The sequence below is a fragment of the Rhizobium sp. UFLA01-1127 genome, from assembly GCF_059803845.1.
The window spans coordinates 1-781 of the sequence record NZ_JAUQTZ010000311.1; the positions used below are offsets into that span (position 1 = coordinate 1).

A 781-nucleotide genomic window follows, 5' to 3' on the forward strand; every position below is an offset into this window, starting at 1 on the left:
CTCCAATGAAAGAACACAAGGGGTAGAACACCTTCAACCGGTGGCCTTTCCCTGGGTTCGGATGTGGTTTGACCGGCATTGGCGCCGATCGGCTAAATCTCTCTGCTCCGCCGGACAGGTTGCTTTGCTGTCCTTCGGTTCTCGAACCAGTCTCCAATGCGTGACCTGACGCCTGTGGCTTCGGTCACAGAGTGGCGTTCGGCTCCCGGCTTCCCATTCTCCTTCAAGAGCGCAGCCCAGTCCTGCCGGGCTCGCTAGACTGTCATCAGGACAACCGGGATATCGTCGACGCGCCTTCCGTAGTGCTGGTGTCGCGCGGCTCATAGGCGCGCTGGTCACGCAGGATCTGGAAGGCGATCGTCAAAAGCTTGCGTGCAATGGCCACGCGCGCCTTGTTCACTCCTCTGATCTTCAGGTGTTCGTATTGGGCTCGAAGCTGCATATCGCTGGCGATGGCCGGGGTGACGGCTTCGACAAAGGCCCAGCGCAGCCACTTGTTGCCCTGCTTGATGATCTTGCCGTGGAAGGTCTTGCCGCCGGAGGAATAGGTGGACGGCACCAGACCAGCATAGGCAGCTAGTTTCTTTGGGTTGCGAAACCGCTTGATGTCGTCGATCTCGGCATCGATCAACCGAGCAAAGAACTCGCCGATGCCGGGGATCGTCTTCAACAGCTTGACGTTGGCATTGGCCCTGGTCATCGCCCGGATCGTCGCTTCGGACTGTTTGATCCGCCCATCGATGTCGCCGATGAAGGCGAGACCACGATCGATCTGGATACG

Annotated in this window: 1 protein-coding gene; it reads right to left on the reverse strand. The window is 59.0% G+C overall.

Features of this window, described 5'->3' with window-relative positions:
* Window positions 1-265: 265 nt before the first annotated feature.
* Window positions 266-781, reverse strand: a 516-nt coding sequence (locus Q4Q11_RS31945; protein WP_498571996.1) for a transposase, incomplete at its 5' end; no start/stop codon positions are given.